This window comes from Pseudomonas sp. W2-17 (assembly GCF_041060445.1).
In the GTDB taxonomy this organism is placed as follows: domain Bacteria; phylum Pseudomonadota; class Gammaproteobacteria; order Pseudomonadales; family Pseudomonadaceae; genus Aquipseudomonas.
On sequence record NZ_JAUFNS010000029.1, the window covers coordinates 1 to 24,503 of the forward strand.

A 24,503-nucleotide genomic window follows, 5' to 3' on the forward strand; every position below is an offset into this window, starting at 1 on the left:
CAACTTCAACCACTTGCGCTTCGTTCGACTTGACGTCTCACATCAGCGGGAGGCGAATTCTACAGCGTTACAACCTGCTGTCAACTGCCTTTTTCACCGCTGTCGATTCAAGCATCTGAACCTAAGCATTCCTCGCTGCTTACTTCGTCCAACTCTTTGATTACCAAGGAGTTTTCCGTTTCGTCTGCGCCGGAAGTGGGGCGAATTATAGACAGATCCAGAGGAGCGTCAAGCACTTATTTAAACTTTAGTGGCAACGTTGCTGCTCTTGGCCCGACGACGCTGGATACGCCCAGCAATGACGGGGACCCTAGCCGCTAGAAGCAACACGCCAATCGTTGCATATATAGCCCACTCCTTCAGATCAGCTCGCACAATCCACAACATGTGCAGCAACCCCAGCCCGAGAATCAGGTAACTGAGTCGATGCAGCTTTTTCCAGCGAGCGCCCAAACGGCGCTGGCTATAGCGATTGGAAGTGACCGCCAGTGCCAGCAAGCCAAGAAATCCTAAAGCGCCGACAATGATGTACGGCCGTTTGACCAGCTCCACGCCCAATTGCGCCCAGTCGAAGCCCAGGATAAAGAAGCCATACCCCAACAGGTGCAGCGACACATAAGTAAAACACCACAGCCCCAGCTGCCGGCGGACCGAGATCCAGCCGGGCCAGCCTGTCGTGCGCTGCAATGGGGTCATCGCCAGCGTGATTAAAAGCAGAGTCAATGTTCCAAGGCCCAAGCGATCAACAAGCACTTTCCCGGGATCAGGCCCCAACGCAAAAATCCACGCCTGGTAGAGCCAATACATGGGGACTAACGCTGCTGCGATGAACACCGACACTCGCCAGTAGATGAAGCGCATCAATAGTTTTTCCGTAGATCCAGGCCTGTATAAAGAGAAGCGACCTGCTCCCCATACCCATTGAACATCTCGGTCTGGCGAATATTCGGGCTGAACAGCCCGCTAGGCAGACGTCGCTCGTGTGCCTGGGTCCAGCGCGGGTGGTCAACAGTCGGGTTCACATTGGCATAAAAACCGTATTCGCTTGCCGCGATGCTTTGCCAGGTCGTCTTCGGCTGCTCACTTGTCAGGCTGATGCGCACGATGGACTTCACGCTTTTGAAGCCGTATTTCCAAGGCACCACCAGGCGCAACGGCGCGCCGTTCTGATTAGGCAGCTCCCCGCCATACATACCCACCGCCAGAATCGCGAGCGGGTTCATCGCCTCATCCAGGCGCAACCCTTCTACATAAGGCCAGTCGATCAACGCAAAGCCGGAGCGCTGGCCAGGCATGGTCTTCGGGTCCTGCAGCGTCTCGAAGCGGATGTACTTGGCATTCGCCGTCGGCTCAACCTGCTTGAGCAACTCGGAGATCGGGAAACCCAACCACGGGATAACCATCGACCACGCCTCTACGCAACGCAGACGATAAATACGCTCTTCCAGCTGATAAGGCTTCATGAAGTCTTCAAGCGCATAGCGGCCAGGCTTGCCAACCTCCCCGTCAATGACCACGCTCCAGGGCTCGGTTTTCAAAGAGCCGGCGTTTTGCGCAGGGTCGCCCTTGTCGGTGCCGAATTCGTAGAAGTTGTTGTAGTGGGTCGCATCCTTGAACGGCGTGATCGTCTCGTCCTTGAGGGTAACGGCTTGCCACTTGGTCGCAGGCAATTTGGCTTTGAACCAGTCAGGAGCGGCACCAGCTTCAACGTCGGCGTAGCGCGAAGCTTCTTCGGCTTGGGCCCAACGAGGCATCGCACTGACGGCGAGCCCTGCAAGTGAGCTGCCAAGCAACGCGCGGCGGGAGAGATAAATGGATTCGGGCGTGACATCCGATTCTTTGCAATCAGATGTGGAGGGGATCTTGATCAGCATGATGACTCCGCAGTTATAGAGAACTGAAGCATCTATAGCTGCGGAGTATGCGGGAAATGCAGGCCGACTAACTACCTCTGGCGACGCAGACGCAGCAGGTACTGGATCGGACCAGACGCTGCATAGCCGAGGAATATCAGCAGCAGAATACGCGGAGGATCACTGAACACGACGGCGAACACCAGAACCACCGCCAGGATCGCAACAAACGGCACTCGCCCCTTGAGATCCAGCTCTTTGAAGCTGTTGTATTTGATGTTGCTGACCATCAGCATCCCGGCAGCAGCAACCAATAGAGCGACCAGGAACGACAATTTCGAACCCTGAATGCCGTAATCGCTGAAGGCCCAGACGGTGCCTGCGACTACGCCCGCGGCGGCAGGACTTGCCAGGCCGATAAAGTAACGCTTGTCCGCCTTGCCTACCTGAGTGTTGAAGCGCGCCAGACGCAATGCTGCGCCCGCGACATAGATGAAGGCGACCATCCAGCCGACCTTGCCCATGTCGCCCAGGGCCCAGCCAAATGCCAGCAACGCCGGCGCCACACCAAAAGCGACCATATCGGACAGCGAGTCATACTCTGCGCCGAATGCGCTCTGGGTGTTGGTCATCCGCGCCACGCGGCCATCCAGACCGTCCAGGACCATGGCAACGAAGATCGCGATGGCGGAGAACGCGAAATATTTGCTCGCGCTCACCTGATCACCCGCACTCAATGCGCTCTGCGCACTCATGGCGCTGATGATTGCGTAGAACCCGGCGAACAGGTTTGCGGTGGTGAACAGATTGGGCAGCAGGTAGATGCCGCGATGGCGCACCTTGCGCCCTTCGGCGTCATGGCCCTCTTCAATGTGTTCATCAATCGGTAGCAGGCTTTCGGCGTCAGAAGCCTTGTTCGGCTCTTCGGGACGTTCGCTCATGGACAATACCTTGCAGCTGAAGAATTTCGACAAATGCTTGCGACCGGCCGGCCGTCAAACGATGGAGCTTTATACCAGATGAGCCCCCATAACGAAAAAACGCGACCCTAGGGCCGCGTTTTTTTCATGCAAGAACCTGATTCGGGACCTTAGTTCTTGGCTTGGTCGACGATCTTGTTCTTGGCGATCCAAGGCATCATCGAGCGCAGTTGCTCACCGATGATTTCCAGACCATGCGCCTTGTTGTTACGACGCTTGGCGGTCATCGACGGGTAGCCGCTGGCGCCCTCGGCGATGAACATCTTGGCGTACTCGCCGTCCTGGATGCGCTTCAGAGCGTTGCGCATGGCCTGACGGGATTCGGCGTTGATGACTTCCGGGCCAGTTACGTACTCGCCGTATTCGGCGTTGTTGGAGATCGAGTAGTTCATGTTGGCGATACCGCCTTCGTACATGAGGTCGACAATCAGCTTCAGTTCGTGCAGGCACTCGAAGTAGGCCATTTCCGGCGCGTAACCGGCTTCCACCAGGGTTTCGAAACCGGCTTTGACCAGCTCAACGGTACCGCCGCACAGAACGGCTTGCTCGCCGAACAGGTCGGTTTCGGTCTCGTCCTTGAACGTGGTTTCGATGATGCCGGTACGGCCGCCGCCAACGCCCGAAGCGTAAGACAGAGCGACGTTCTTGGCGTTGCCCGACGCGTCCTGGTAAACGGCGATCAGGTCAGGAATGCCACCGCCTTTGACGAACTCGGTACGCACGGTGTGGCCCGGTGCTTTTGGCGCGATCATGATCACGTCGAGGTCGGCACGAGGAACAACCTGGTTGTAGTGAATCGCGAAGCCGTGGGAGAAGGCCAGTGTCGCGCCCTTCTTGATGTTCGGCTCGATTTCATTCTTGTACAGCTGAGACTGGAATTCGTCCGGGGTCAGGATCATGACCAGGTCTGCAGCGGCGACAGCGGAAGCCACGTCGGTCACTTTCAGGCCGTGAGCTTCAGCTTTGGCGACAGTGGCCGAACCCTTGCGCAGGCCAACGGTGACATCAACGCCGGAGTCTTTCAGGTTGCACGCTTGAGCGTGGCCCTGAGAACCGTAACCGATGATGGCAACTTTTTTGCCCTGGATGATCGAAAGGTCGCAGTCTTTGTCGTAATAAACTTTCATGAAATTCCCCTGATAACTTGGCCGCAAGGCCATTTGCAAAATTAGGTTAGATGCTCAGCACTTTGTCGCCGCGGGCAATGCCCGTGACGCCGCTTCGTACGGTTTCCAGAATGGCGGTGGTGCCAATCGCCTGGATAAAGCTGTCCAGCTTGTCGCTTGTCCCGGTCAACTGCACGGTATAGACGCTGCTGGAGACGTCGACGATCTGGCCGCGGAAGATGTCGGTGGTACGCTTGATCTCAGCACGTTGTGCGCCAGTGGCTTTCACTTTGATCAGCATCAGCTCGCGCTCGATGTGGGCGCTTTCCGACAGATCGACCAGCTTGACCACCTCGACCAGCTTGTTGAGGTTCTTGGTGATTTGCTCGATCACTTCATCATGGCCAACGGTGGTCAGCGTCAGACGCGAGAGAGTCGGGTCCTCGGTTGGCGCCACCGTCAGGCTCTCGATGTTGTAATTGCGCTGCGAAAACAGGCCGACCACACGAGACAGCGCGCCCGGTTCGTTTTCCAGCAATAGCGAAATGATGTGGCGCATGGTTATGTCCGCTCCGTCTTGCTCAGCCACATGTCACGCATGGACCCGTCTCTGATCTGCATCGGATAAACGTGCTCGCTGACGTCGACCTGGATGTCGAGGAACACCAGGCGATCTTTCATGGCGAACGCTTCTTCCATCTTCGGCTTCAGGTCCTTGAGATCGGTGATCCGCATGCCGACATGACCGTAGGCCTCGACCAGCTTCACGAAGTCAGGCAGCGACTCCATGTAGGAGTGCGAGTGACGGCCGCTGTAGCTCATGTCCTGCCACTGACGGACCATGCCGAGCACGCCGTTGTTGAGCAGGATGATTTTCACCGGCAGGTTGTACTGCAGGCAGGTCGAGAGCTCCTGAATGTTCATTTGAATGCTGCCTTCGCCGGTGACGCAGGCGACATTGTCATTCGGGAAACTCAGCGCAACGCCCATCGCGGCAGGCAGGCCAAAGCCCATCGTGCCGAGACCGCCGGAGTTGATCCAGCGATTGGGCTTGTTGAAACGATAGTACTGAGCCGCGAACATCTGGTGCTGACCCACGTCGGAGGTGACGTAGGCATCGCCTTTGGTCACTTCGCACAACGTCTCGATCACGGTCTGCGGCTTGATGACGCTTCCGTCGCCACGGTTGTACGGGAACAGGTCACCGCCGGCGCGCCACTCTTCGATCTGCTTCCACCACGTCTCGACCGAATCCTTGTTAGGGGTTTCGGCAAGCTCTTTGAGGGTCGCAACCATTTCGGTCAGGACGCTTTCCACCGGACCAACGATAGGCACGTCGGCCTTGATGGTTTTGGAGATGGAAGCAGGGTCGATGTCGACGTGAATGATTTTGGCGTTCGGGCAGAACTTGGCCGGGCCGTTGATGACGCGATCGTCGAAACGTGCGCCGACCGCAAGGATCACGTCGGCGTGGTGCATCGCCAGGTTGGCGGTGTAGCTGCCATGCATCCCCAGCATGCCGACGAACTGGCGATCAGTGCCCGGGTAGGCTCCCAGCCCCATCAGCGTGTTGGTGACCGGGGCGTTCAATTGCTGCGCCAGTTCGGTCAATGGCGCCGAACCGTTGCCCATGATCACACCGCCACCGGCGTAGATGACCGGGCGCTTGGCTGCGACCAGCATTTCCACGGCTTTGCGGATTTGACCGGAGTGGCCACGGACCGCCGGGCTGTAGGAACGCAGCTTGGCTTTCTTGGGGAAAATGTATTCGAACTTTTCAGCCGGGTTGGTCATGTCTTTCGGGATGTCGACGACGACAGGACCAGGACGACCGGATTGGGCGAGGTAGAACGCCTTTTTCAGGACTTCCGGGATTTCCGACGGATGCTTGATCATGAAGCTGTGCTTCACGATCGGCCGGGAGATACCGATCATGTCGGTTTCCTGAAACGCGTCGGTACCGACCATGTTGCTCGGGACTTGACCGGACAGCACCACCATCGGAATCGAGTCCATGTAGGCGGTCGCGATACCGGTGATGGCGTTGGTTGCGCCGGGACCTGAAGTTACCAGCACCACGCCTGCCTTGCCGGTGGCGCGGGCATAACCGTCGGCCATGTGAGTCGCGGCCTGTTCGTGACGAACGAGGATGTGGCTCACAGCCGGTTCTTTGAACAGCGCGTCGTATATATGCAGAAGGGCCCCGCCAGGGTACCCGTAGATATGCTCTACGCCCTCGTCACGCAAAAAGCGGACGACCATTTCAGCGCCAGATAAAAGCTCCACGTTGTTCACCTCTAAAACGCCAGAATACCGTCCACACAAGCGAGGAGACGGGTCTTAATAGGTTTACTGCAAAGCAGAGCATGAGCGACGGTGGTCGCCGACTACGTCAGCACTGACTGAGCAAGTATTGGGATCGCCCCTTTAAGTGTTTCGGGGTCTTCCCACCCAGCGCGAGGTAACGCGTTGCGGGTGTTACGGGTCGGCGCGGGTGTGCGCCTCATGATCTACCGAGACGGTCTGCTTCTGGCAGTCCCTCTACAGCGAACTTTGGATTGTTCGGATTCGACCCCCGCAAGTCAAGTCATCGATGCGCTTTCTTCGTCCGCCGTCCGCCAAAAGGCACCGAATGAGGTCGTGGCGCCGCGCTTGTGATAGGTTTCCGGCCAATGCCACAGAAGTAAGGAACCGGGAATGCGCTGGATGATGCTTGCAGCGACGCTGACACTTGCCGTCGCCCCGGCGGTAAGCCAGGCCGCGCAGATATACAAATGGGTCGACGCTCAAGGCGTCACGCATTTCGACGCCCAGCCGCCCGCCGGGCAGACAGCACAGGAAATCAATACAGGGAGCCCCGTTGCCGCCCCCCCTGCCCCGCCGCCGCCGAATCAGGACGGGGTACGGGAGCAGGAGGCGGTCGATGCCAAGGTCAGGAAGCAGGTCGCCGCTCAGGAAACGAAGCGCAAAGAGGCGTGTGACGAGCAGCGCACCAACCTCGCCCAACTGCAGAACAACCCGCGTGTGCGACAAGAGGTGAATGGTGAGTTCAGGCGGTTCACGGAAGAAGAGCGCCAGGCTCGTATTGCCGAGGTCAAGAAGTACCTCGACGACCAATGCAACTGAGGGTCAGACCGCCTCTGTGATCAGCCGGTCAAAGCCTTTCAGCAGGGCAAGCAGCTCGCGCGCTTCCCCGATACGGCTGGCGTACACCATCTCGGCCATTTCCAGAATGCCGGACGCCGTGGGCAACGGCAGATCCCGCTCAAGGATGATCTTCATGCGTGGCAAGAAGATCCATTGCAGCCACTGATCAAAATCCAGCGTATCGACGCAGAAGGGTTCACGACTGGACAGCGACTCATCGCTGGGCGGCACATCCTTCCACCATCCCAGCACTCTCAATTCGCGCTCGATCAACAGCAACTGGTCGGCGATTTTCGGGAAGCGTTTATCCATTGGCTTTCTGCCGCGCCAGCGCTGCGCCAGCGGCGTCACCCTGTTTTTCACGCGACTGGGCAATCAACCCCCAAAGACTGGCTTGAAGGCTGGCACGGCCATTGGCGTAGGTCAGACCGCGACGCGCCAGTTGCTCGGCCTGAGGCGCATCGCCCTGAGCCAGACGTACCTGCGCCAGACGGTAAAGAACCTGGGGCTCGCGGGGGGCAACGCGTTGCGCACGCTCAAGGCTGGACGCCGCGCCGTTGAGGTCACCACCGGACTGCTGTTGCTGAGCGGTGGTCAGCAAGGCCAGCACCGGGCCATCGAGTTGCTCGTCTTCCGATAACCCGCCGCTGGACGCAGACGGAATGCCCGTCGGGGCCGACGCCGGCATGTTGTAGGTATTGCTGGTCGCTGGCGGCGGTGTGTACGTGTTGTTCACCGGCGCCTGATTGACCGGCGACGTGCTAATCGGAGCGGTGCTGATCGGCGCCGTGGTGGGCGGCACGAACGTCGATATCGGCGCACCACTGGCGTTGGCGCCGCCGGGCACCATGACCGTGACACCGGAATCTTCCTGAATCGATTGGGACTGCGCTGGCGCCTGCACGGGCGCGCGATAAGTGTTGTTGCGTGTCGACGAAACACGCTCGCCGTTTGAAACGCGTGACCCTGAATCCACAACCGGAATCGCACTGCGCGTCTGGGACGCGCAACCGTTGAGCAAAGCCAGAGCCGTTACAGCCGGAATCCACCACTTGTTCACGTCACATCCTCTTTGCTTAATTCAACCAGGCTCAATTCAACCAGCCCTTGACCCAGTCCATTACCGAGTCGGCAGGCGCTGATGGCCCACCGCAGGTCGGGCCGGGTTGCGGCTCACTGCCGCGAATATACGGCATCTGTACGGCGTTCGGGCAGCTGGCGTCGGTGCCTTCGCCGGTGCTGGCATTGACCCATGCCTGCACGACGTTATCGGGCATCGCCATGTCCAGCGGCAGCGGATCGGCCTTCTTCATGAAGCTGGTCCATATCTGCAAGGCGCCGGTGGCCCCAGTGAACGGCGTCTTGCCGTTGTCATCGCGGCCCATCCAGACGATCGCCAGCAAATCCTGACTGAAACCGGCAAACCAGCTGTCGCGGGAGTCGTTGGTGGTGCCCGACTTGCCCGCCAGATTCAGGGTGCTCGGCAGCACGTTGTACACCGATTTACCGGTGCCTTCGCGCATCACCCGCTGCATGGCGTTCTGCAGCAGATAGATCGAACCCGGGTCAAAGCGTTGCTGAATCTGGAAAGGATAGCGCTTGAGCGGCTCGCCTTCAGCGGTCAGTACGCTGCGAATCCCGCGCAATGGCGTATTGAAGCCGCCGCTGGCGATGGTCTGGTACATCGTCGCCACTTCGATCGGCGTCAGCGCGCCAGCACCCAGGAGCATCGACGGGAAGGCCGGCCACTCGCGCGTCACGCCCAGCTTGGTCAGGGTTTTGAAGACATTCGGTATGCCCAGGTCCAGGCCCAGCTTCGCGCTGGACAGGTTGTAGGAATGCGCCAGGCCCTGATAAAGGAAAATATTACCGTGGGCTTTGTGATCGTAGTTCTGCGGCTTCCAGATCTGGCCGTCGGCGCCTTTCACCTGAAAGGGTTCATCGGGTACCCAACTGGTCAGCGTGTATTGCTGCGGACGTTCGAGGGCGGTGAGGTAGATGGCCGGCTTGACCAACGACCCAATCGGCCGAACGGCATCCAGCGCCCGGTTGAAACCCGCAAAGCCTGCCTGACGGCTGCCTATCAGCGCCTGGACTTCGCCGGTTTCCGGATTGGTCACGACCATGGCCGTCTCCATCTCGTCCGCGCCTTTGCGGCCAGAAATCTTGGCGAAGCTTTCGCGCACGGCAGCTTCGGATTTCATCTGCAGAATCGGGTCGAAGCTGGTGAAGATCCGCAGGCCTTCCTCGGTCAAGTCTTCGTCGCGGTAGTCCTGACGGAGTTGGCGTTTGACCAGATCAAGGAAGTCCGGGAACGAGCTGTCGGCCAGCGATCCGACTTTGCTCACGCCCAGCGGCATCTTCTTCGCCGCCGCAACCACTTCCGGCGTGGCGACACCCTGTTGCTCCAGCAGATCGAGGACCAGATTGCGCCGTTCCAGCGCTCGCTCCGGGTTGCGGCGCGGGTTGTAATAGGAAGGCCCCTTGACCAGGCCGACCAGCAAGGCGACTTGATGCAGCTTCAACTCCGATAGCGGCTGGCTGAAGAAATACTGACTCGCCAGACCAAAACCGTGAACCGCCCGCTGACCGTCCTGACCGACGAACACTTCGTTCAGATAAGCCTCGAGAATCTCCTGCTTGCTGTAATGGATCTCCAGCAGAACAGCCATCATCGCTTCGGTCAGCTTGCGGGTGATGCTGCGCTCGTTGGTCAGGTAGAAGTTCTTGACCAGTTGCTGAGTCAGCGTCGATCCGCCCTGGCGCATCTGGCCAGCGGATGCGTTGATCCAGAAAGCGCGCACGATCCCCTTCGGGGATACACCGAAGTGATGGTAGAAATCCCGATCTTCGACGGTGACGAGCGTGTCGAGCAAATAAGGCGGCGCCTGATCTAGCTTGATCAGAATCCGGTCTTCGAGATTCTTCGGGTACAAGCCGCCGATCATCAGAGGCTCAAGCCGCGCGACAGCCAGCTTGGCGCCATTGGCGGCGGTCAGTTCCGCGACGTAATCGCCGGAGAAGCGCACATGGATCTGCTGTGCCGGATCAGCGCCTTCATAGAACTGGAAGCCGCGGGTGTTGAGATCGACAGTGTTGCCGTTGACCGCAGCAGCGCCCGGCCCGTTGGCCACGCCTTCGCGGCGATAGCCCAGCGCATCGAGCTCCAGAAGGAAGTCGTCGCGTGAAAGCTTCTGGCCGACGAACAGCTCCAGTGGCCGTGCATAGACCTTGGCCGGAATGGTCCAGCGCTTGCCGGAGAATTTTTCCTGGACGATGGAATCCAGGTAAACGGCGAAGCAGCCAAGGATCACCAGCCCGACAAGACTGAGTTTCAGGGCCCAGCCCAACAGGCTGCGCAGGCGGCTGTTGGTGGGTTTGGGGGATTTTTTCGGGGTGCGGGATCGGGTCATGGCGGCGGATTATACGCACTTTCAAAGCCCCCGACAGACCACCCTATAAGCGGTTTGCAGCAATGCCTCCAGCGGCCATAATGGCCGCCTTTCGCTACTTCTCTATCGACTTATCACTCTTCAAGGATCGTCCGTGAGCCAGACACTGATAGCCGCGCTGCAAAACCCCGCCCTGTTTCCTCACCCGGTCGAACAGTTTCAGGTCATCGAGACGCATATTTCCTGGGTGCTGCTCACTGGCCCGTACGTCTACAAGATGAAGAAGCCGGTCAATTTCGGTTTTCTGGACTTCACCAGCCTGCCGGCGCGCCAGCATTTCTGTGAGCAGGAGCTGATGCTGAACCAGCGCCTGACGGACGATCTGTACCTGGAAGTGCTGCCGGTTACCGGCAGCATCGAGGCTCCGCAGCTCAATGGTGAGGGCGAGGCGATCGAGTACGTGCTGAAAATGCGCCAGTTCCCGCAGGACGGCCTACTCAGCACCTTGCAAGCCAAAGGCGAACTGACCACCGCGCACATCGACGACATGGCCCGGCAGATCGCAGAGTTTCATCTCAAATCGCCCAAAGTCCCGATGGAAAACCCACTCGGCAGTGCTGACAGCGTCATGGCGCCGGTCACGCAGAACTTTGAGCAGATTCTGCCCTTCCTCAGCGAAAAGTCTGACCTCATTCAGCTGGAAGCGCTGGAAGCCTGGGCCAACACCAGTTTCGAGCGCCTCAAGCCATTGATGAACCAGCGCAAGCTGGACGGGTTTGTCCGCGAGTGCCATGGCGACATCCACTTGGGCAACGCAACGCTGATCGATGGCAAGGTCGTGATTTTCGACTGCATCGAATTCAACGAGCCCTTCCGCATGACAGACGTCTATGCGGACATCGGCTTCCTGGCCATGGACCTTGAGGATCGGGGCCTGAAAAGCCTGTCCCGTCGATTCGTCAGTCAGTACCTGGAGCTGACCGGCGACTACGCAGGCCTGCAGTTGCTGAATTTCTACAAAGCCTACCGCGCACTGGTCCGCGCCAAAGTGGCGCTGTTCAGCCTGAATGCCGATGCGGACCAGGTGCAGCGCGCCGCAACCCTGCGCCAGTATCGTAACTACGCCAACCTGGCCGAGAGCTACAGCGCGATTCCGTCCAATTTTCTGGCCATCACCCACGGTGTTTCCGCTGTCGGGAAAAGTCAGGTGGCGATGCGGCTGGTGGAAGCGCTCGGTGCTATCCGCCTGCGTTCGGATGTCGAGCGCAAGCGTGTATTTGCAGACCATAGCGACCTGTATTCCGCCGATGTCAGCGCTGCCACCTATCAGCGCCTGAACGAGCTGGCCGGTGTCGTGCTCCGCGCAGGCTTGCCGGTGGTCATCGATGCAACGTATCTGAAGCTCGCACAGCGTCAGGCGACCGCCCAGATTGCCGAGGCGATGGGCGTTCCTTTCCTGATCATTGATTGCGCCGCGCCAAAGGCGGTTATCGAGGGTTGGCTGGCGCAACGCCGGGCACAGAATCAGGACCCTTCCGATGCAACGATGGAAGTGATTGAGGCGCAGCTGGCCAGTCGCGAAGCGCTGACCGCCGACGAGATCCTGCGCAGCCGGCACGTCGAGACCAACGTCAGCGGCGATCTGGACAAGCTGGTCGCGGACATCCGTCAGCATCTGCCGGGCCTGTAACCCGCCGGCCAAACCAGTGGTCGAGTCGTGAAGGATATCGCTTCACGGCTCGACACTGGTGGCATTATAGTGGCGTCAGAATTCCAACAAAGGAGACGTCAGATGAACCAGCCCAAACAGCTCGACTCGCCTCTGTTCGCGCTACTGCGGAAAGACGACGTGACCGCCTTCAATCTCGAACGGCCCAAGCAGGGCCCTGTTGATCTTTCGGGTGGGGATTTTCGTGGTCTCGACCTGCGTGAGCTCAATGCCGAAGAGGTCGATTTCAGCGACGCTTACTTCAGATCTGCGGACCTGCGTGGCGTTGACTTCCGGACAACCAGGCTCGAGGGTGCGAGCATTGCCCACGCGCAGATATCCGGGGCGTACTTCCCGCCAGAGCTGAGTGCTGACGAAATCCTCATGTCGGTCAATTTCGGTACGCGCCTGCGTTATCGCACCCGCTAACGTCATCGCAGCCGCCAAACCTCGCTCTATGCCTCGCCCCGCATGCGCCGCCGTGCCGGGCCCGTACCCGCCTTTCCTCCTCACTTGACCCCTACCGTTCGGCGGCGTGCGCCGCGTTCCACTGACGATTTCTCGCAGACCGATTCGAGGGCGTCTACGCTCAAGAGCATGGTTCGCCTTTTCAGTTTGTGTCGAGCCTACGGAGAGGTTATTACATGGAATGACTAGAAAGGGCTGCAATCATGGACGATGAGTTATTGGGTATGAAGAATCTGGGGAAGACCTCGGTTCAATGGCTTCACGCTGCGGGCATTCACACTGTCGCCGACCTGCGACGTCTTGGCGCAATCCAGGCCTACCGGGCCGTCAAGGTCAGGGGCTTCCGAGCATCCAAAGCGCTGCTGTATTCACTCGAAGGCGCGTTGTCGAATCGCCCTTGGAGCGAGCTGCCTCAAGAATATAAAGACTCTCTGGACACCGAATTGAGGAACGTGAGCCCTGGGGCAATAGGGGAACGCTGAGCTCGCACAGCAAAATAGCTGCAGAACATTGTTGACTTACAAATGAGAATCACTATGATTATCACATCCGGTCGCGAGACTGGCCGATAACCTGAAAGGCTCCTTGGTTCGGACTCTCAGATTATCTCCTCATCAGGCTAATCACGGTTTTTGACCCGGCTCTTTGCCGGGTCTTTTTTTGCCTGCGATTCAAGGGCCTACGCCCAGACGGACCAACAGATCATCCAGCAGGCTGGTCGCCCCGAGCCGCAATCTCCCCTGCTCAAGCCAGCGTGGGCCGAATCGTGCCTTGACCAGATCCATGTGTACCCGCGCTTCATCGAGCGTCCGCACATTTCCGGAAACGTTGATGCCCACATGCGCGCCTGACTCGGCGATGGCCGCAATCAAAATCCGGCTGGCCTGAGGCGTCGCGTTGATGATGTGTTTGCCCGTGCTGGTTTTCAGAAAGTTGGCGCCCTCCTGAATTGCCACACAGCTTGCGCCGTGAATGACCTGCGGATCACGCAGCACGCCGGTTTCCAGCGTAACGGTCAATGCTGCCCGACCGCACCTGGCTTTGCAGGCATTAATGATGTCCGCGCCAATCTGCCTGTCCCCGCCAAGCAACGCGTGAAAGGGGTAGACCAGATCGATTTCGTCGGCACCCGCGAGGATCGCCGCCAGGGTTTCCGACTCGGCGGAGCTGACAGAAGGCGAACCGCTCGGAAAGTTGACCGCGGCCACGACTTTGATCTCCCGCGCATGAAGGCTGTCGAGCGTGCGCCGCGCCAGTCCTGCGAATCGGGGCATTACGCAGACGGCAGCAACATACCCCACAGGTGTCAGGGCTCGATGACACAACGCAATAATCTTTTCCGGCGTGTCGTCGGCGTTCAGCGAAGCCAATTCCATCAGGCCAATAGCCAGTTGCGCCAGTGACGCATCGACCTCATACACGTCAATCGCTTCATTTATATCGTTCATTACACACCCTCAATGCCTTTGCTTGGGGCGACGATAGTCGAGAACGGCTGTGCCTGAACGGCCACAAAGACGCAAAAGAGCAGGCCTACATGATTACAAGAATTGTCCGAAGGACGTTGCCCGCACGAGCAACGGAAGTGGGGCGGCTACGCCGATAAAAGCAGCTGATGCCGTTCGATACGGAGCCCACTTCAGCGAGCGATCACCAGCGGATGCCCACGCTCGGGATGGGGCTGCACCAGAACATCCAGACCGAACACCGACTTTAGCGCTTCAGGCGTCAGCACTTGCTGTGGTGTACCAGACAGATATGCAAGCCCTTGATCCAGCAGCAACAGGCGATCGCAATAACGGGCGGCCAGGTTCAAGTCATGCAGGATTACCATCACCGCGCCGCCACGGTCGGCGAATGCGCGAACGGCCGACAGCGTGGTGTGCTGATGCAGCGGGTCGAGCGCCGAGGTTGGCTCGTCCAGCAACAAAATCTGACCTTCCTCGCCTGGCCACACCTGAGCCAGCACCCGCGCCAGATGAACCCGCTGACACTCGCCTCCCGACAGCGTCAGATAGCTGCGGCCCAGCAGGTGCAGCGCATCGGCGGCCTTAAGGGCGTGCTGGGTGATTTCATCGTCACGTTGCTGACCGCTGTCATGAGGCAAGCGGCCCATCGCAACCACTTCCTCGACCTTGAACGCGAAACTCAATGTCGAACTCTGCGGCAGTACGGCCAGCCGCCGCGCACGCTCGGGGCCACGCCATTGATTGAGGGGAATGTCGTCCAGCAACACTTGGCCGTGGGTCGGGGCAAGCTCGCCGCACAGGGTAGCCATCAGCGTACTTTTCCCGGCACCATTGGGGCCCAGCACGCCAAGCATCTGACCGGGCGCCAATGCCAAGTCGATGTTGACGACCACCTGTTTGCCATCACGCATGATGCCCAGGTCATTGGCGATCAACATCAGCGACGCCCTCGAACCAGCAGGAAAAGGAAAAACGGCGCGCCAATGAACACGGTGACAATCCCGATCGGCAGCTCCGCCGGCGCCATCACCAGTCGGGCGAAGATATCTGCCAAGAGCAGCAGCGTGGCGCCTGCCAGCGCTGAGGCGGGAAGAACAACGCGGTGGTCCGGCCCGGTCAGCAGTCGCACCAGGTGCGGCACGATGAGGCCGATGAAACCGATCAGCCCCGCCGCCGCGACGGCGGCCCCCACACCGAGGGCGATGCACAAAATCAGCTCACGCTTGAGGCGTTCGACCTCGATGCCCAGGTGACGCGCCTCCGATTCTCCCAGCAGCAATGCATTGAGCGCCTTGGCTCGACGCGGCAGCCAGAGGGTAACCGCCACGCAAACCAGCAAAAGAGGCCAGAGCCGGGCATAACTGGCGCCGTTGAGCGTGCCCAGATTCCAGAACGTCAGCGTTCGCAGGCTGGCGTCATCGGCCAGATACGTGAACAGGCCGATGATCGAACCGGCCAGCGCGGTCATCGCCACCCCCGCCAGCAGCATGGTGCTGACGCTGGTTCGGCCATCGCGGCGTCCGAGCCGATAGACGATTGCGGTCACCCCAAGCCCACCGGCGAAAGCGCAGATGGACAGCAGATACGGCTGGAACGCCTCAGGCAAACCGCCCAGGGATGCTCCGGCGACAATGGCCACCGCAGCGCCCAGCGCCGCGCCACTGGAGACCCCGACCAGACCGGGATCGGCGAGGGGATTGCGAAACAACCCTTGCATGGCCACGCCAGACAACGCCAGCACAGCACCGACAGCCAGTCCGAGCAACGTCCGGGGCAGGCGGATCTGGCCCACGATCAGTTCCGCCTGCTGCAGGTTGTCACCCGCCACCGGCACGCCTGCCAGATGAAGAAGTGCGCGCAAGGTGTCCATCATCGGCAGACTGACAGGCCCGAGCGCCAGGGACAGCCATATGGCCAGCAAACAGGCCAGGGCCAGCGGGATGAACAAGGTTCTGGAGCCGAAATCAAACTTCATGGGGTGTTCGAGACCCTGGCGCTAAGGGGGGCTACGTCGGGATAAAACGCATCTGCCAGTGATCTGACTGCGTCCGGCAATCGAGGCCCAAGACCGCCCACCAGTAACGTCGGATCAATTTCGATCACGCGGTTATCCCGAACAGCCTTGGTTGCCCCGAGCAGCGGATTTTCACGCAACAATGCCTCGCGGGGCTGAACACCGTTTTGAGCCCGGTCACTGATAACGAGCACAACAGGACTTAACCCGCTCATGGCCTCAGTGGAAAATACCTTGTAGCCGTTATGGGTCGCCAGATTGCGGCCGCCCGCCTGGTTGATCAGCCAGTCGCCAACAGTCCCGGCCCCAGCCACCATCGGCGCGCCGCCTGCATGGCTGACCAGCAACAGAACACCCGGCACGGCGCGCTTCAGCTGTGTCACTCGGTCATGCTCCTTCGCCAGGCGCTGCAGGTATTGGTCGCTCAACCGCCGTGCCTCGCCCTCCTTCCCCATCAACGCGCCGAGCCGTTCCAGGTTAGCCTGAAGCGCGGGCAGCGCTGCGTTGGCCGATAACACCTCGACCTGCACGCCTGCCGCTTGAATTTGCTGAATGACCGGAGGCGGCCCCATTTCGTCGGTGCCTATCAGCATCTTCGGACGCAACGCGAGGATGCCTTCCGCCGACAATTGCCGTTGATAGCCGATGCCCGGCAGCGATTTGACCGACGCCGGGTGCTGACTCGTGCTGTCCACGCCCACCAGACGCGACTCTCCGCCCAGAGCAACGATCCACTCCGTCAAGGCGCCGCCGGCACTGACCCACCGTTGCGGTTCAGGTGAAGCGGCCGCGGCCAGATGGGCGATAAACAGTCCTGCCATGATCGCGATCAGTTGGGATGCCAAGCGCATAAAAGGTGCGTCCTCTATAAATGAAAGCGCAGTCGATCACCTCTAGTAGGCGCGACTGGCTGGATTTCGTTCATCGACTGGCGGGTTTGACTGCTGGCAGAATGCGCAGCCTGCTACGGCCAGGCATTTGATAATTATTTGCATTTGAGCGTCAAGCGCCAAGGAGACCACGCTGAAATATCTGTGCGACAGCGCTGCGCTGATTGAAGGCAAAAGCCTCGGGTTCGATGTCGATGAGCTCAAGATTCTGGCCGTCCGGCGAGGGGGTCAGGTTTATGTGTACGCCAATCGGTGTCCCCATCGCGGTGTGGCGCTGGAATGGCAGCCCGATGAATTTCTCGATGCCAGCGCCAGTCTGATCCAGTGCGCCACTCACGGTGCGCTGTTCCTGATCGAGAACGGCGAGTGCGTCGCCGGCCCCTGCGAGGGCAAATCCCTGAGGGCTATCGACTGCGGCGAAGACGCTCAGGGCATCTGGATTAATCCAGTGGCACCGGACTGAGCGAGCGCGTTTCCATGAGGTGAATCTCAAGGCGCCGATCAATGCGCACTTCGTCAGGGGTCAGCTCCACGCCATACGCCAGGATTTCAACCCCTGCCGCAGCCGCCTCAAGCAACGCAGCGGCGTAGGCTGCGTCGATTTCGGCGGCGGGCCGGACGGCATCGATGCCTGTGAGGTTCACGCAGTACAGCAACACGGCGCGCACCCCCTCCCTCGCCAGGGCCGCCAATTCACGCAGGTGCTTCGCGCCGCGCTGAGTGACCGCATCGGGAAACGCAGCCACCCGGCTGTCATCAAAACCCAGGGTCACGCTTTTGACTTCCAGGTACAGCGGGCCATCGGGGTAATCCAGGCGGAAGTCGACGCGACTGTTTTCCTGGCCATAGGCAACCTCGCGCTTGAGCGCCGTAAACCCTTCCAACTCCGTGATCACGCCGGCCAGAAGTGCTTCTTCTACCAGCCTGTTGGCGCGCGCGGTGTTGACGCAAGCGAGCCGCCCCTGTGGTGTTTCGGTAATTTCCCAGGTGCCCGGCAGCTTGCGCTTGGGGTCATTGGACCTGCTGAACCAGACGCGACCACCCGGCATCATGCAATTGAACATCGAACCCGTGTTGGGACAGTGAATCGTCAGCCGCTCGCCGCTGGCGGTCTCGATGTCGGCAAGGAAGCGCTTGTAGCGCTGAATCAGCCGGCCTTCTTCAAGTGGAGGTGAGAAACGCATCAGCCTTGCCAACTCCGCAGACCACGGCCTATTCGCTCGACCGCCTCCTGAAGCCGAGGCAGGCTTTGGGTGTAGGCGAATCGCACATGATGCCCGGCGCGGTACCGACCGAAATCCAGCCCGGGCGTGAACGCGACGTGCTCGGTTTCCAGGAAGTGATGGCAGAACGCAAACGCGTCGCCGCCGAACGCGCTGATATCTGCGTATAGATAGAAGGCGCCCTCTGGCTCCACTGCAATGGTGAAGCCCAGTTCGCGCAGCGCCGGAAGCAGGAAGTCGCGACGGCGGGCAAACTCGGCACGACGTTGCTCGAGGATCTCCAGAGTCTGTGGCTCGAAACAGGCGAGTGCCGCACTTTGCGCCATGCTCGGCGCGCTGATGTAAAGATTCTGCGCCAGCTTTTCCAGATCACCGACCGCCGCCTCCGGAGCAACCAGCCAACCGAGTCGCCAACCGGTCATGCCGAAATACTTGGAAAAACTATTCAGCACGAAGGCGTCGTTATCGACTTCCAGCACGCTGCTCGCGTCGGTGCCGTAGGTCAGACCGTGATAGATCTCGTCAACCACCAGGTGCCCATCCCGTGCCTTGAGCGACGCCGAAAGTGCAGCGAGTTCGTCGCGGTGCAGCAATGTCCCGGTCGGATTGGCCGGAGAAGCCACCAGCGCACCCACGCTGTCCTCGTTCCAGTATTGAGCGACCAGATCGGCCGTTAGTTGATAACGCACGTCCGGCCCCACGGGCACCAACTGCGCGGCGCCCTCGACAAGCCGCAGAAAATGCCGGTTGCAGGGGTAACCCGGATCAGCCAAAAGCCAGTGTTTGCCGGGATCGACCAGCAGGCTCGCCGCCAGCAGCAATGCACCCGAGCCGCCCGGCGTGATCAGAATTCTGCCCGGATCGACGTTCACGCCGTAACGCTGAGCGTAAAAGCCCGAGATGGCCTCGCGCAGTTCCGGCAGACCACGGGCCGCCGTATAACGGGTCTTGCCAGCAGCCAACGCCGCCTGACCGGCCTTGATGATCGGCTCGGCGGTGGTGAAATCCGGCTCGCCGATCTCCAGGTGTATAACGTCATGCCCCGCCGCTTGCAGTTCATTCGCCCGCGCCAGCAGCGCCATGACATGAAAGGGTTCTATGGCGCGGCTGCGCGCACTGTAGGGCTGTGGCATGGGCCTTCCTGTGGTGAAGTGTGGGGTGAGGGGTGGCGAGATAAGTCGCCGATTCTACTCATCCGCCCGGGCGGGCTACAGCGTTTATCGGCCTGAGCAGCAGCGACGTGCAGCCGACAGTCCAGAAAACCGGGCGCTCGCGCCGCAGGCACTAAACTCAGCGCAGTGAAAAATAGATAAAACCGGGCGCTCAGGCTGTGGTCATAGTCCACGTGCGTACTGCAGGCCATCCTCGACAACCGGGAGTAGCGCGCTCCGATTCGATCTGGTAAGTTCGCCCGCTTGCAGCCGCAGGGCCGGCAGGTGTCGGCGATGGATCTTAACCTGTGTAATGGCTTAGAAGAGTGAGAGGCGGTCCGTTCATGCCCACCGAAGAAAAGCAAAAGAGCACCCCGGCAATCAGTGGTTTCGAGCCCTACGTCGCGACGAAGGGTGAGGAATACATGGGCGACCCCATGCGCAAGCACTTCACCAAGATCCTGTCCAAGTGGAAACAGGAGTTGATGGTAGAAGTTGACCGCACGGTTGTTCACATGAAGGACGAGGCGGCTAACTTCCCTGACCCTGCAGACCGTGCAAGCCAGGAAGAAGAGTTCGCGCTGGAACTGCGCGCCCGCGATCGTGAGCGCAAGTTGATCAAGAAGATCGACAAGACGCTGCAGCTGATTCAGGACAAGGAATACGGCTGGTGCGAATCGTGCGGCGTCGAGATCGGTATCAAGCGCCTTGAGGCCCGTCCAACGGCCGACATGTGCGTTGACTGCAAAAGCCTTGCTGAAATCAAGGAAAAACAGGTCGGTAAGTGATCCTGTTTATTCAGTAAAAGGACGCCTCGGCGTCCTTTTTTGTTTCCCCGCATTGACCGCCCGTGCGTCCGACGGTGTGGACTGGAATGTACCCTACGGGGGCGTCGCGTTTTCCCACACTGCACGACAGGTCGTCCGGTATTTCGTACGTTTTATTTCCAGTACCATCAGCGCCCATGAAAAACCCTTCTTATATAGGGCGCTTTGCGCCGACCCCCAGCGGTTATCTGCACTTCGGCTCTCTGGTCGCAGCGCTGGCCTCCTATCTCGACGCCCGTTCGGTCGGCGGAAAGTGGCTGATGCGCATGGAAGATATCGACCCTCCCCGCGAGGTGCCGGGTGCCCAGGCGGGGATACTCCAGACCCTCGAAGCCTACGGGTTCGAATGGGACGGCGAACTGGTTAGGCAAAGCGACCGGCATGAGGCTTACCAGGCGATCATCCATCGGTGGTTCAGCCAAGGCCTCGCGTACGCGTGCACCTGTTCGCGCAAGCAACTGGAAGGCTACAACGGCATTTACCCGGGCTTTTGTCGCAACGCGGGGCATTCACCCGAGGACGCCGCCATCCGGATTCGGGTGCCGGAGCTGGAATACCGCTTCGAAGACCGGGTACAGGGCGGGTTTCGTCAGCATCTGGGACGCGATGCGGGGGATTTCATCATTCGTCGCCGGGACGGCTTTTACGCCTACCAACTGGCGGTTGTCCTCGACGACGGCTGGCAAGGCGTAACCGACATCGTACGCGGCGCTGATCTGCTCGACTCCACGCCACGTCAGCTGTACCTGCAGGAACTGCTGGGCCTGCCGCAACCGCGCTACCTTCATGTGCCTCTGATCACCCAACCCGACGGCCACAAACTGGGTAAATCCTACCGCTCGCCACCGCTGCCACCCGATCAGGCCACGCCGTTGCTGCTTCGAGGGCTCCGCGCGCTGGGGCAAAAGGCGCCGGATGAACTGAACCACGCTACGCCCCGAGAGGTACTGGATTGGGCCATTGCCCACTGGAATGCCGATTCGATACCCCGCCTGGGCGCTATCGAGGAAGCTCGAATAGACTGAGCTCGCTCGGCCGATTCACAGGGAGGCAGCACAAAGGTGGCGGAAACGTCGCTTGCAGCGCCATCGCCATCCGTTACCATGCCGCTCCGTCATCGTCTGGTCAGTCAACCTGGGAGGCCAAATGTATATCTATCGATTGGTCCTGCTGCTGGTGGTGGGTATCTACCTGTTTTCCCCGGCCATCATGGACTGGTGGATCGATGCCACCGGCGCCTGGTACAGGCCGTACATGCTGTGGCTGATCCTGATCGTGGTGACCTTCATTCTGCAGAGCCAACGAGATGCCGATGAGCTTTAGCCTGACCCAGATGATTCTGGTCAGTGCCGCCTACCTGACGGTGCTGTTCGGCGTTGCCTGGATCAGTGAACGTGGCCTGATCCCGCGCTGGATCATTCGTCACCCGCTGACCTACACGCTGTCACTTGGCGTCTACGCCAGTGCGTGGGCGTTCTACGGCACGGTGGGGCTGGCTTACGAATACGGCTACGGCTTTCTGTCGAGTTATCTGGGGGTGTCCGGCGCTTTCCTGCTCGCCCCCGTCCTGCTTTACCCCATTCTCAAAATCACCCGCACCTACCAGCTCTCGTCACTGGCCGATCTGTTCGCCTTCCGCTTTCGCAGCACCTGGGCGGGCGCACTGACGACCATCTTTATGCTGATCGGCGTCTTGCCGTTGCTGGCACTGCAGATTCAGGCCGTGGCCGACTCCATTGGCATTCTTACCCGGGAACCCGTGCGCAACTACGTGGCCTTTGCGTTCTGCGTACTGATCACGCTGTTCACCATTTTCTTCGGCTCGCGCCACATCGCCACGCGGGAGAAACACGAAGGGCTGGTGTTCGCCATCGCCTTCGAGTCGGTCATCAAGCTTGTGGCCATCGGTGGCATTGGTCTCTATGCGCTGTACGGCGTGTTCGATGGACCGCAGAGCCTTGAACAGTGGCTGCTGCAAAACCAGAGCGCACTGGCAGCGTTGCACACGCCACTGCAAGAAGGCCCGTGGCGCACGCTGCTGCTGGTGTTCTTCGCCTCGGCCATCGTGATGCCGCACATGTATCACATGACCTTCACCGAAAACCTCAATCCGCGCTCGCTGGTCAGCGCCAGTTGGGGTCTGCCACTGTTTCTGCTGCTGATGAGCCTGGCGGTACCACTGGTGCTCTGGGCCGGATTGAAACTGGGCGCCACCACCAGCCCTGAATATTTCACTCTGGGTATTGGCATTGCCGCGCACAGCAAGACCCTGGCCTTGCTCGGCTATATCGGCGGACTTTCTGCGGCGAGCGGGCTGATCATCGTCACCACGCTGGCGCTGTCCGGCATGGCGCTGAACCATCTGGTGCTGCCGCTTTACCAGCCGCCTGCCGAAGGTAATATCTATCGCTGGCTGAAGTGGACCCGGCGCGGCCTGATTGTTGCGATCATCATGGCCGGCTTTGGCTTTTACCTTTTGCTCGGCGCCAAGCAGAATCTGGCGAATCTGGGCATCGTCGCATTCGTTGCAACATTGCAATTTCTGCCCGGTGTGCTGTCGGTGCTGTACTGGCCGGCCGCCAACCGCCGCGGTTTCATGGCCGGGCTGATCGCCGGCATTGCGGTCTGGACCGTCAGCATGTTGCTGCCGCTGATCGGCGACTTCCAGGGGTTCTACATCCCGCTGCTGAACATGATTTACGTGCTGGATGACACCAGCTGGCACATGGCGGCAATTGCCTCTTTGGCGGCCAACGTGCTGGTGTTTACCCTGATTTCGCTGTTCAGCAATCCCAGCCCCGAAGAAGCGAGCGCAGCCGAGGCCTGCGCGGTGGACAACGTTCGCCGCCCACAGCGTCGCGAGCTGCACGCGGCCTCGCCCCAGGAGTTCGCCACTCAACTGGCCAAACCTCTGGGCGCGAAAGCGGCGCAGAAGGAAGTCGAACAGGCGCTGCGGGATCTTTATCTGCCGTTCGACGAGCGCCGGCCTTATGCGCTGCGGCGTTTGCGCGACCGTATCGAAGCCAACCTCTCCGGCCTGATGGGGCCAAGTGTTGCGCAGGACATGGTCGAAACCTTCCTGCCGTACAAGTCCGGCAGCGAGAACTACGTCACCGAAGACATCCACTTCATCGAAAGCCGCCTCGAGGATTACCACTCCCGCCTCACCGGCCTGGCTGCCGAGCTCGACGCCCTGCGCCGTTATCACCGCCAGACCTTGCAAGAGCTACCGATGGGTGTTTGCTCCCTGGCCAAGGATCAGGAGATCCTGATGTGGAACAAGGCCATGGAAGAGCTGACCGGCATCGGCGCTCAGCGCGTCGTCGGGTCACGGCTCGAGACCATCGTCGATCCCTGGAAGCAGCTGCTGCTGGGCTTCATCAACGTCCCTGACGAGCACTTGCACAAGCAGCGTCTGGGCCTCGACGGTCAGACTCGCTGGCTCAACCTGCACAAGGCCGCCATCGATGAGCCGCTCGCGCCGGGTAACAGCGGGCTGGTGATTCTGGTTGAAGACCTGACCGACACCCAGATGCTTGAAGACAAGCTGGTGCACTCCGAGCGGCTTGCGAGCATTGGCCGACTGGCTGCCGGCGTTGCCCACGAAATCGGCAACCCGATCACCGGCATTGCCTGCCTGGCGCAGAACCTGCGCGAAGAACGCGAAGAAGACAGCGAGCTGACGGAAATCAGCAGCCAGATCATCGAGCAGACCAAGCGCGTTTCCCGCATCGTGCAGTCACTGATGAGCTTCGCCCACGCCGGCGGACATCAACACGCCGACGAACCCGTGTGCCTGGCAGAGGTGGCGCAGGATGCCATTGGTCTGCTGGCGCTGAACCGGCGCAATTACGAAGTGCAGTTCTACAACCTGTGCAACCCGAACCACTGGGTAGACGGCGATCCACAACGTCTCGCACAGGTGTTGATCAATCTGCTGTCCAACGCCCGCGACGCATCGCCCGCCGGCAGTGCGGTACGGGTGAAAAGCGAGGCCTCCGAACACACGGTCGATCTGATCGTCGAAGACGAAGGCAGCGGCATTCCGAAAGCGATCATGGACCGCTTGTTCGAACCTTTCTTCACCACCAAGGATCCGGGCGAAGGAACAGGACTGGGGCTCGCGCTGGTCTATTCCATCGTTGAAGAGCATTATGGACAAATCACCATCGACAGCCCGGCTGACCCCGAGCACCAACGCGGAACCCGGATTCGGGTGACCTTACCGCGACATGTCGAAGCGACGTCCGCCGTGAACTGAGACCGTCGAGAGAA

Annotated in this window: 24 protein-coding genes; 9 read left to right on the plus strand and 15 right to left on the minus strand. The window is 60.0% G+C overall.

Features of this window, described 5'->3' with window-relative positions; genetic code table 11:
* Window positions 1-240: 240 nt before the first annotated feature.
* The 6 genes from msrQ to QWI20_RS24655 form a co-directional block, all read right to left on the minus strand.
* The gene (gene msrQ / locus QWI20_RS24630; RefSeq protein WP_369307628.1) at window positions 241-861 is read right to left on the minus strand and encodes a protein-methionine-sulfoxide reductase heme-binding subunit MsrQ; all 621 of its coding nucleotides are present in this window, start codon (window positions 859-861) and stop codon (window positions 241-243) included.
* Window positions 861-1,874 carry a protein-methionine-sulfoxide reductase catalytic subunit MsrP gene (gene msrP, locus QWI20_RS24635; RefSeq protein ID WP_369307629.1) on the minus strand — a complete coding sequence of 338 codons (1,014 nt, stop codon included), beginning with the start codon at window positions 1,872-1,874 and terminating at the stop codon, window positions 861-863. The genes msrQ and msrP overlap by 1 nt, the downstream gene beginning before the upstream one ends.
* Window positions 1,875-1,945: 71 nt before the next feature.
* The gene (gene pssA, locus QWI20_RS24640; protein WP_133776150.1) at window positions 1,946-2,794 is read right to left on the minus strand and encodes a CDP-diacylglycerol--serine O-phosphatidyltransferase; all 849 of its coding nucleotides are present in this window, start codon (window positions 2,792-2,794) and stop codon (window positions 1,946-1,948) included.
* A gap of 149 nt (window positions 2,795-2,943) precedes the next feature.
* Window positions 2,944-3,960 (minus strand): ketol-acid reductoisomerase, encoded by a 1,017-nt coding sequence (gene ilvC / locus QWI20_RS24645; RefSeq protein WP_037018564.1) that lies wholly within the window; start codon window positions 3,958-3,960, stop codon window positions 2,944-2,946.
* Window positions 3,961-4,006: 46 nt separating this feature from the next.
* Window positions 4,007-4,498, minus strand: a complete 492-nt coding sequence (gene ilvN, locus QWI20_RS24650; RefSeq protein WP_093469284.1) for an acetolactate synthase small subunit — start codon at window positions 4,496-4,498, stop codon at window positions 4,007-4,009.
* A 2-nt stretch (window positions 4,499-4,500) separates the two neighbouring features.
* Window positions 4,501-6,225: an acetolactate synthase 3 large subunit gene (locus QWI20_RS24655; RefSeq protein ID WP_192174626.1), complete on the minus strand. Its 1,725-nt coding sequence runs from the start codon at window positions 6,223-6,225 to the stop codon at window positions 4,501-4,503.
* A 411-nt stretch (window positions 6,226-6,636) separates the two neighbouring features.
* On the opposite strand from QWI20_RS24655, the gene QWI20_RS24660 reads away from it, so the two are divergent.
* Complete coding sequence (locus QWI20_RS24660; RefSeq protein WP_369307630.1) at window positions 6,637-7,065, plus strand: DUF4124 domain-containing protein; 429 nt, start codon at window positions 6,637-6,639, stop codon at window positions 7,063-7,065.
* Between the two features lie 3 nt (window positions 7,066-7,068).
* Here QWI20_RS24660 and QWI20_RS24665 read toward each other — a convergent pair whose 3' ends face one another.
* The 3 genes from QWI20_RS24665 to mrcB are packed head-to-tail and all read right to left on the minus strand — an operon-like array spanning window position 7,069 to window position 10,499.
* A complete protein-coding gene (locus tag QWI20_RS24665) occupies window positions 7,069-7,398 on the minus strand; it encodes a YqcC family protein (protein WP_192174624.1) in 330 nt (109 codons plus the stop codon).
* Window positions 7,391-8,146, minus strand: coding sequence for a hypothetical protein (locus QWI20_RS24670; protein ID WP_346627726.1), 756 nt, complete (start codon window positions 8,144-8,146; stop codon window positions 7,391-7,393). The genes QWI20_RS24665 and QWI20_RS24670 overlap by 8 nt, the downstream gene beginning before the upstream one ends.
* Before the next feature lie 31 nt (window positions 8,147-8,177).
* The gene (gene mrcB, locus QWI20_RS24675) at window positions 8,178-10,499 is read right to left on the minus strand and encodes a penicillin-binding protein 1B (RefSeq protein ID WP_369307631.1); all 2,322 of its coding nucleotides are present in this window, start codon (window positions 10,497-10,499) and stop codon (window positions 8,178-8,180) included.
* 133 nt (window positions 10,500-10,632) lie between these two features.
* Between mrcB and QWI20_RS24680 the strand changes: the two genes are divergently transcribed.
* The 3 genes from QWI20_RS24680 to QWI20_RS24690 all read left to right on the plus strand — a co-directional run bounded on the left by QWI20_RS24680 (window position 10,633) and on the right by QWI20_RS24690 (window position 13,136).
* Complete coding sequence (locus QWI20_RS24680; protein WP_369307632.1) at window positions 10,633-12,168, plus strand: bifunctional aminoglycoside phosphotransferase/ATP-binding protein; 1,536 nt, start codon at window positions 10,633-10,635, stop codon at window positions 12,166-12,168.
* Window positions 12,169-12,270: 102 nt separating this feature from the next.
* Window positions 12,271-12,615: a pentapeptide repeat-containing protein gene (locus QWI20_RS24685; RefSeq protein ID WP_369307633.1), complete on the plus strand. Its 345-nt coding sequence runs from the start codon at window positions 12,271-12,273 to the stop codon at window positions 12,613-12,615.
* A gap of 242 nt (window positions 12,616-12,857) precedes the next feature.
* Window positions 12,858-13,136 (plus strand): TfoX/Sxy family protein, encoded by a 279-nt coding sequence (locus QWI20_RS24690; RefSeq protein WP_369307634.1) that lies wholly within the window; start codon window positions 12,858-12,860, stop codon window positions 13,134-13,136.
* Between the two features lie 189 nt (window positions 13,137-13,325).
* Here the strand turns inward: QWI20_RS24690 and deoC are convergent, their stop codons facing one another.
* From deoC to QWI20_RS24710, 4 genes are all read right to left on the minus strand, one after another.
* The gene (gene deoC, locus QWI20_RS24695; protein ID WP_369307635.1) at window positions 13,326-14,102 is read right to left on the minus strand and encodes a deoxyribose-phosphate aldolase; all 777 of its coding nucleotides are present in this window, start codon (window positions 14,100-14,102) and stop codon (window positions 13,326-13,328) included.
* A 191-nt stretch (window positions 14,103-14,293) separates the two neighbouring features.
* Window positions 14,294-15,061, minus strand: coding sequence for a heme ABC transporter ATP-binding protein (locus QWI20_RS24700; RefSeq protein WP_369307636.1), 768 nt, complete (start codon window positions 15,059-15,061; stop codon window positions 14,294-14,296).
* Window positions 15,061-16,044, minus strand: a complete 984-nt coding sequence (locus tag QWI20_RS24705) for a FecCD family ABC transporter permease (protein ID WP_369307657.1) — start codon at window positions 16,042-16,044, stop codon at window positions 15,061-15,063. Before QWI20_RS24705 ends, QWI20_RS24700 begins: the two co-directional genes overlap by 1 nt.
* Before the next feature lie 50 nt (window positions 16,045-16,094).
* Complete coding sequence (locus tag QWI20_RS24710; RefSeq protein ID WP_369307637.1) at window positions 16,095-16,988, minus strand: hemin ABC transporter substrate-binding protein; 894 nt, start codon at window positions 16,986-16,988, stop codon at window positions 16,095-16,097.
* Window positions 16,989-17,160: 172 nt separating this feature from the next.
* Between QWI20_RS24710 and QWI20_RS24715 the strand changes: the two genes are divergently transcribed.
* On the plus strand, window positions 17,161-17,490 hold the full coding sequence (locus QWI20_RS24715; RefSeq protein WP_369307658.1) for a Rieske (2Fe-2S) protein: 330 nt from the start codon (window positions 17,161-17,163) through the stop codon (window positions 17,488-17,490).
* On the opposite strand, the gene sfsA is transcribed toward QWI20_RS24715, so the two are convergent.
* The gene (gene sfsA / locus QWI20_RS24720) at window positions 17,468-18,211 is read right to left on the minus strand and encodes a DNA/RNA nuclease SfsA (protein ID WP_369307638.1); all 744 of its coding nucleotides are present in this window, start codon (window positions 18,209-18,211) and stop codon (window positions 17,468-17,470) included. The genes QWI20_RS24715 and sfsA overlap by 23 nt on opposite strands.
* Window positions 18,211-19,383: a pyridoxal phosphate-dependent aminotransferase gene (locus tag QWI20_RS24725; protein ID WP_369307639.1), complete on the minus strand. Its 1,173-nt coding sequence runs from the start codon at window positions 19,381-19,383 to the stop codon at window positions 18,211-18,213. Before QWI20_RS24725 ends, sfsA begins: the two co-directional genes overlap by 1 nt.
* 362 nt (window positions 19,384-19,745) lie before the next feature.
* Between QWI20_RS24725 and dksA the strand changes: the two genes are divergently transcribed.
* The 4 genes from dksA to QWI20_RS24745 all read left to right on the plus strand — a co-directional run bounded on the left by dksA (window position 19,746) and on the right by QWI20_RS24745 (window position 24,489).
* Entirely contained in the window at window positions 19,746-20,189 is a 444-nt protein-coding gene (gene dksA / locus QWI20_RS24730) for an RNA polymerase-binding protein DksA (protein WP_065988293.1), read from the plus strand.
* A gap of 176 nt (window positions 20,190-20,365) precedes the next feature.
* Complete coding sequence (gluQRS, locus tag QWI20_RS24735) at window positions 20,366-21,253, plus strand: tRNA glutamyl-Q(34) synthetase GluQRS (RefSeq protein ID WP_369307640.1); 888 nt, start codon at window positions 20,366-20,368, stop codon at window positions 21,251-21,253.
* Between the two features lie 121 nt (window positions 21,254-21,374).
* Window positions 21,375-21,551: a hypothetical protein gene (locus tag QWI20_RS24740; RefSeq protein WP_002552060.1), complete on the plus strand. Its 177-nt coding sequence runs from the start codon at window positions 21,375-21,377 to the stop codon at window positions 21,549-21,551.
* Window positions 21,535-24,489, plus strand: coding sequence for an ATP-binding protein (locus QWI20_RS24745; RefSeq protein ID WP_369307641.1), 2,955 nt, complete (start codon window positions 21,535-21,537; stop codon window positions 24,487-24,489). The genes QWI20_RS24740 and QWI20_RS24745 overlap by 17 nt, the downstream gene beginning before the upstream one ends.
* Window positions 24,490-24,503 lie beyond the last annotated feature (14 nt).